Raw genomic sequence first — 6,398 nt, 5'->3', positions numbered from 1 at the left:
CGTCCTGACATTCTTTAATCGACGCATTTGGAAATGGGTTGATCCCATCCATGCCTTTATAGTGCCAAACGGGTGCTCGACCGTACATCGCCGCAAAGTCATAGGATCGGGATCACGGCCCAACCGACCGCGCATCTCATCAACCAGATATTCATGTTCCCAACGGCTGATCCGGCGTTCCTTGCCACTGGTGCACTGATCCTGAAACTCGCAATTCTGGCATTCATTGATCCAGTAGCGGCGAACATCCAGTCCACCTTCTTGCCGTGTGTATCGATAGATCAACTCGCGCCCAGCCGGGCAAAGATAGACATCGCGTTCGGCGTCATAATGGAAGTCAGCCTTCACAAACTTGCCTTTTCGGCGATTGCCGGATGTTTCTGGGCGTGGCACGGTTACTGAAATACCCGCTTCATGGCACGCAAATATTTGGGTGCCACTGAAGTATCCCTTGTCGGCAATGACATGCACTTTCTTGCGCCCAAGAACCTTTTGAGCGGATATCGCCATGGGTAGCAATTGTGTGCGATCAAATCCTTGGTTCGTGACATCATGCGCGATAATCAGGTGGGTATCAGTATCGACGGCACTTTGAACGTTGTAACCGACCAGCCCACTCAAACGGGCGCTTGTCGCCATAGCACGGGCATCAGGGTCAGTCAGGGATATTTGGCCGTCAGGTGCTTCCGGTAGCGCTGCCTCAAGGGCTTTTAATCGATCAATCTCTTCGCGAATTCGTTTCTGACGGCGCGCAAGGTGTGCCACCTTTTCTGAACGGATTTGGCCTTCTTCCTGATTGTCGAGCCGGGCCATTTCCTTGATATAGCGCTCTGCATCTGCTTCGAGGTGAGCAAGACGGCTGGAAATCTTGTTTTTTGTGAAATTGCACACGATTATTCACTGCCTTAAACTTACTGCCATCAACGGCGATGCAGACGCCACTCAGCATACCTATCCGGCGACAAAGCTCCACGAACTGCGCACAAGTTCTACGGATAGCTGGCCCGTTGTCACGTCGGAAATCAGCGATAGTCTTGTGATCTGGAACAAGACGGCCTGTTAGCCACATCACTTCAACATTCCGGCACGCCTCTCGTTCCAACCGCCGACTCGAGGGGTTCCTATTCTGATTTGTGATATTGGCAGCTGGATCTTGAGGGAAAGCATGATCGTTGCCAAACAATGGATCGAAGAAGGGCACCAACCCTATGAGGTGGCAGTGAATGTTTCGGCGGCGCAAATCTGGCAAGGCAATATAGAACAGGAAGTCAAAGAAATCCTCGAAGAGACCGGCCACCCCCCCCATTTGCTATGCTTGGAACTGACAGAGAGCCTGTTTGTGAACCATGCAGAAACATCTGTTCGCAGAACCTTGGCCAAGCTCAAAGCTGTTGGCGTAACCCTTGCGCTTGATGACTTCGGAACCGGTTATTCCTCACTTGGCTATTTGATCCAGTTGCCGTTTGACAAGTTGAAAATTGATCGTCTGTTTGTAGCGGGTGCGCCAGATTCCGAAAAGATGCAACATGTCTTGAAAGGCATAATTGCTCTGGGAAAAGGTCTTGGAATGACAATCATTGCCGAAGGGGTAGAAACAACGGATGAATTGTCTCTCCTGCAAGATCTGGGATGTGATCAGATCCAGGGATATCTATTCGCCAAACCCGCTCCGCACGATGCGATTATCGAGGCAACGGCCAAATCAATAGAACGCCTTCAACACGCAGCATAATGTCCAGAATCAAGAAGGTAGGAGTGCCGCAATGCGGCATCTAAGATTTGCCAACGGCATGCAATGGGCCGACATTTCCATGCACAGTGATATTGCACTCGCGAAGGCCTCGTTATCAAATGACGGTCGCTTTGGGCTCCAACCGGACTGGTGCGGTGCAATACAATGTGAAAGTTTTTGGCCCATTTTAACTCAACAGAACGGCCAATACCGTTGAAAAACTCACCTTTTCTAGTCGGGTTTCAGGTATTCCAAGAATAGACGAATGAGATTGCCTCACGCCGTTTGCGGCTTTGGTCCGCCTGGGAAGAGCTTTGCAAGTTTTCTGAGGTTCTGGGCGGTTGCTGCTAGGAGGAATTCGTCATTGGCTCCATTGGGACCTCGTAACCTGAGCCGCCTGAGGCCCAAGATGCGTTTGAGATGGGCGAACAGCATCTCGACCTTCTTTCGCAGCTTGCATGAGATGGCATAATCTTCGGTTTTGGCTATGTCGCGGGCCATCTGGCGAGCGCCTTCATATTTTGAACGCAGAAGCCTGCGCGGAGCTCCCTTTGGACAGCATTGTTGCCTGAGGCCACAGGCTTCGCAGTCTGCTTTTGCTGCTCCATATTTGACAAAATCAAGGTCACTTTGATCCGCACGAACGGTCTGGAACTTTCTGCGATTTCTGAGCAGTTGCTTGCCTGCCGGACAGATATAGGAATCCGTCTCACGCTCATAAACAAAGTCTTCCCGCGAGAATGTTCCATCATCGCGTTTCGATTTGTCGATCACTGGAATATGCGGTTCAATTCCCCAATCATAGACCAGCCATGCCAGCATCTCTGCCGACCCATAGGCAGTATCAGCTATCAATCGCTCCGGCCAAAGACCAAACCTCTCATGTGCGCGTTCAATCATGGTCCGCGTGGCATAGGTCTCGCCAGTTCGCACTGAGCGGCTGGCTTGAACATCAACGATGATCGCGTGGTCCGTATCGATAAGATAATTGTTTGAATAGGCAAAGAAAGCTGGTCCATGACGGGCCGCTGTCCATTGACTTGATGGATCAGAGTGTGAAGTGAATTTGGGAACGACATCTGTCGCCGCGCCGAAAGCCTCATCATCCAGAGCAAAGAGATAGTCCTTGACCGCGCGGGAGGCAATCTCTGGATTGATCTTGTCAGGATCCCAATCCTCCTTGGCAGTAGAATTCTGTTTGTTGGCATCGGCCTCGATGAGACTGGCATCGCTCGCAAAGTGCTCACCACCAACGACACCCTCTTCAATGCAACGGGCAACCACTGCCTCGAATACCACCCGTAGCAGATTGCTTTCACGGAAACGACCATGTCGGTTCTTCGAGAAAGTCGAATGGTCTGGAACGGGATCGGTCAGATCCAGCCGACAAAACCATCGATAAGCCAAATTGAGATGAACCTCTTCGCAAAGACGCCGCTCGGAGCGGATACCATTGATATAGCCGACCAGCAGCATCCGGATCATCAGTTCCGGATCGACCGAGAGGCGGCCTGTGTGGCTATAGAATGGTTGGAGATGGTCACGGACAGATGTCAGATCAACGAAGCGATCAATAGTCCGCAGAAGATGATCCTGAGGCACGTGCCCCTCAAGTGAAAACTCATAAAATAGCTCGGCTTGCTGTTTCTCTCGGCGCCCCATCATCGCTTTCAATCCCCCATCCCATGGGAAGATTGAATCAGCATTCTCGCCGCATCGCAACATTAGTTTTTCAACAAAATTAGCCCTCAGATGACTTTCGCTCGGAATGTCGGAAGAGGATTATGCTTTCCGGTCTGGATAAGCACCACGCCTCCTAGGATCAGCGCCAGCGCGAGGACTTCGATACCAGTCACATCTTCTCCGATAGCCGCGCCAATAATGACCGCGACCACGGGCGCAATATAGGTAGCCCCTGCGGCGCGAACCGGCCCGAGCCTGTCGATGATGAAGTAGTAGATTAGGAAAGCGCCGCCGGTTCCCACGGCACCCAGGCCGATGATCGCCCCCCACATGGCATAAGTGTTTGTCGCAATGGCAGTGATCCCACCCAAATTGGTCAGAAGCGCAAGCGTCAGCACTGCAAGCCCGGTTTGCCAAGTCGCAAGAGCCAAAGGCGGGAGTTTGAGCGGTGACAGAAAGAGGCGGGCGTAGACGAAGGACGCGCCGACGCTCAACGTTCCCGCCAGCATCCAGAAAACGCCAAGGGGATTGACACCATCTGTCCCGTTCCAAGGCTGGGCGCTTAGCACGATGCCCAAGAACCCGAGCGTGACTCCGACAGCCATCTGCCGAGTGGGGCGTTCCTCACGCAGGAAAATTGCGGCACTGAGGAACGTAAAAATCGGAATAGCACCACTGAGAAGGCCCGCCACACTGCTCGGCAGAAGAGCGGTCCCGGCGACGAAGCCGTAATAGTAGAAGCTGGTGGCAAGCAACGACATGGCCAGAAAGTGCGGCAGGTAACGCAGTTGATCACGGGTGATTACCCCGGCCTTCCACGCGATCACGGCCAGCGGCAGAAAGCCAAAAAGAACCCGGAGAAACACAGTCTGCATCGGAGAAATCAGGTCTGTTGCCCATTTCATGTAGATGAAGTTGGACCCCCAGATGAGGCCGAGCGCAACAAGCGCAGCGTAGGCGCGGAACATGGTGGCAGTCTTTCAGGTAATAGCTGGCAAGCGTCCCGCCCCAAGAGGGCGAGACGGCGACACGGGCAACAATGGGAAAAAATCAAACTGAGCGGATCACACCGCCATCAACCCTGATGCTTTGGCCGGTGATGTAGCCCGCACCCTCAGACAGCAGGAACGCGATGGTCGCGGCGATTTCTTCAGACTTACCGTATCTCTCCATCGGCACGCTGTCGCGACGCTCATCGACTTCAGGAAGACTGTCGATCCAGCCAGGCATGACATTGTTGATGCGAATGCCCTTTGAGGCATATTCGTCCGAGTAGATCTTGCTAAAGGCCCCAAGGCTTGCCCGGAACGCCGTCGAGGTCGGGAACATGGCGGTTGGTTGGGTGGCCCAGGCGGTAGAGATATTGACGATCGCGCCGCCGCCCTGTGCCTCCATGATGGGCGTCACGAGACGGATCGGGCGCACGGCACTCAGGAAATAGATCTCCATCCCCTTGTGCCAATCCTTATCGGTAATTTCCAAGATCGGGGCGCGTGGACCGTGACCGGCCGAGTTCACCAAAGCGTCAACCCGGCCCCACTTTTCCATTGCGAGATCGACCAGACGTTGAACATCGTCGTTCTCAAGATTGGACCCGGTTACACCGACACCGCCCAACTCCTTTGCAAGGGCTTCACCCTTGCCCGAGGATGAAAGGATCGCGACCTGGTATCCATCGACGGAGAGTTTACGCGCCGTTGCAGCGCCCATGCCGGAGCCGCCTGCGGTGATGAGTGCCACTTTTGCTTCAGCCATTTTCGCCTCCTTTGAGTTATTGAAATACACAATAGCTTATAAACCCGAAGCTTTCGCGCCAGAACGAAACCTGCTATGCTGTAGAAAAACTACAGGATTAATATGCCCGTTTCCCGCCGATCTCTGCCTCCGCTGAACGCGCTGCGCGCTTTTGAAGTCGCTGGGCGGCGGCTGAACTTCCGCGCAGCATCCGAAGAACTGGGCGTCACGCAGGGGGCTGTTGCCCAGCAAGTCCGACTCCTGGAGGATCACGTCGGCACCGCCTTGTTTCAGCGCTTGCCGAGAGGGGTTGCATTGACCCCCCAAGGAGCGGCTTATCTTGCGGATGTGACCCGTGCTTTCGACACACTCGGCGACGCGACCACGCAGCTTCTGGCTCAGCCCGATGCTGTCACGATCAGCGTGACGCCGACTTTCGCCACGAAGCTGCTGATCCCGCAGTTGCCTGCCCTCAATTCCGCGCTGCCGGAGGTCGAGCTTCGAACCATTGCGACAGAAGCCGTATCCGACTTCGACCGGGATCAGGTCGATATTGTAGTGCGTCTGACGCGGCCACCCTTTCCGGGGACTGTCGAAGCACACCTCTTGTTCCGGCAGGAACTCGTGGCCGTCGCCAGTCCGCATCTGATTGGGAAAGCAGTATTGCCGTTGTCGACGGGGCAATTGGGAGACCTGCCGCTTCTGCACGACGCACACGACCATTGGCCGAAGTTCTTTGGTACGGCCGGGAAGCTGCCCGGCGCCGTGTTCAACCAGACCACCCATGCTCTGGATGCAGCTATGGCCGGACAGGGTGTGGCCATCGCCTGCCGCGCCTTTGTGCAAGCCGACCTTGATGCACATCGCCTAGTCGAAGTCCGTCCGGCAGGTTTTGAGGCGCGGGGCAACTACTATCTGGCTCGGAAGCGGGCCAAATCATCACGAAGAACGGTAGACGCCGTGTGGGATTGGTGCATCGCCAACTGGTCCTGCTAACCACTCAACAAACGGCACCTTTGTCCGCACTCCAGCCCTCGGCTGACTAAAAATGCTGCGCTTCGCTCGAAAGGCAGCAATGGGGAAGCCGGCTCATGAAAATCATTCCTAGCGAATGGCAGGATTGGGCCGATTTCGTTGAAAAAGTCGTAGATTTTGAGGGGAGTTCGGGCGCGGTAAGGCGGGTGTTGATGGCGTTTCACGCCGGGATCGGGATCAGTTTTGCCATCTTGCGCAGGTTCTGGGCTGTTGC

The 6,398-nt window shown here is 54.6% G+C and carries 5 protein-coding genes and 1 pseudogene; 2 read left to right on the top strand and 4 right to left on the bottom strand.

The genetic code is table 11. The features are described from left to right. A pseudogene (locus tag DSD30_RS21310) lies at positions 1–1,126 on the bottom strand (IS1182 family transposase); the annotation flags it as partial. Here DSD30_RS21310 and DSD30_RS21305 point away from each other — a divergent pair. Continuing rightward, entirely contained in the window at positions 1,079–1,732 is a 654-nt protein-coding gene (locus DSD30_RS21305) for an EAL domain-containing protein (protein ID WP_342635061.1), read from the top strand. The pseudogene DSD30_RS21310 and the gene DSD30_RS21305 sit on opposite strands and share 48 nt — an antisense overlap. 276 nt (positions 1,733–2,008) lie before the next feature. Here the strand turns inward: DSD30_RS21305 and DSD30_RS21300 are convergent, their stop codons facing one another. From DSD30_RS21300 to DSD30_RS21290, 3 genes are all read right to left on the bottom strand, one after another. Then, positions 2,009–3,397, bottom strand: coding sequence for a transposase (locus DSD30_RS21300; protein ID WP_114011781.1), 1,389 nt, complete (start codon positions 3,395–3,397; stop codon positions 2,009–2,011). 83 nt (positions 3,398–3,480) lie between these two features. Then, positions 3,481–4,383, bottom strand: a complete 903-nt coding sequence (locus tag DSD30_RS21295; RefSeq protein WP_114011779.1) for a DMT family transporter — start codon at positions 4,381–4,383, stop codon at positions 3,481–3,483. An 82-nt stretch (positions 4,384–4,465) separates the two neighbouring features. Continuing rightward, entirely contained in the window at positions 4,466–5,170 is a 705-nt protein-coding gene (locus DSD30_RS21290; protein WP_114011778.1) for an SDR family oxidoreductase, read from the bottom strand. Positions 5,171–5,272: 102 nt separating this feature from the next. Here DSD30_RS21290 and DSD30_RS21285 point away from each other — a divergent pair, with 102 nt between their 5' ends. After that, positions 5,273–6,145, top strand: coding sequence for a LysR substrate-binding domain-containing protein (locus DSD30_RS21285; RefSeq protein ID WP_114011777.1), 873 nt, complete (start codon positions 5,273–5,275; stop codon positions 6,143–6,145). Positions 6,146–6,398 lie beyond the last annotated feature (253 nt).

The organism is Cohaesibacter intestini, from assembly GCF_003324485.1.
Lineage (GTDB): Bacteria > Pseudomonadota > Alphaproteobacteria > Rhizobiales > Cohaesibacteraceae > Cohaesibacter > Cohaesibacter intestini.
The sequence above is the reverse complement of the archived record's forward strand: the minus strand, read 5'-3'. Positions and strand labels throughout refer to the sequence as shown.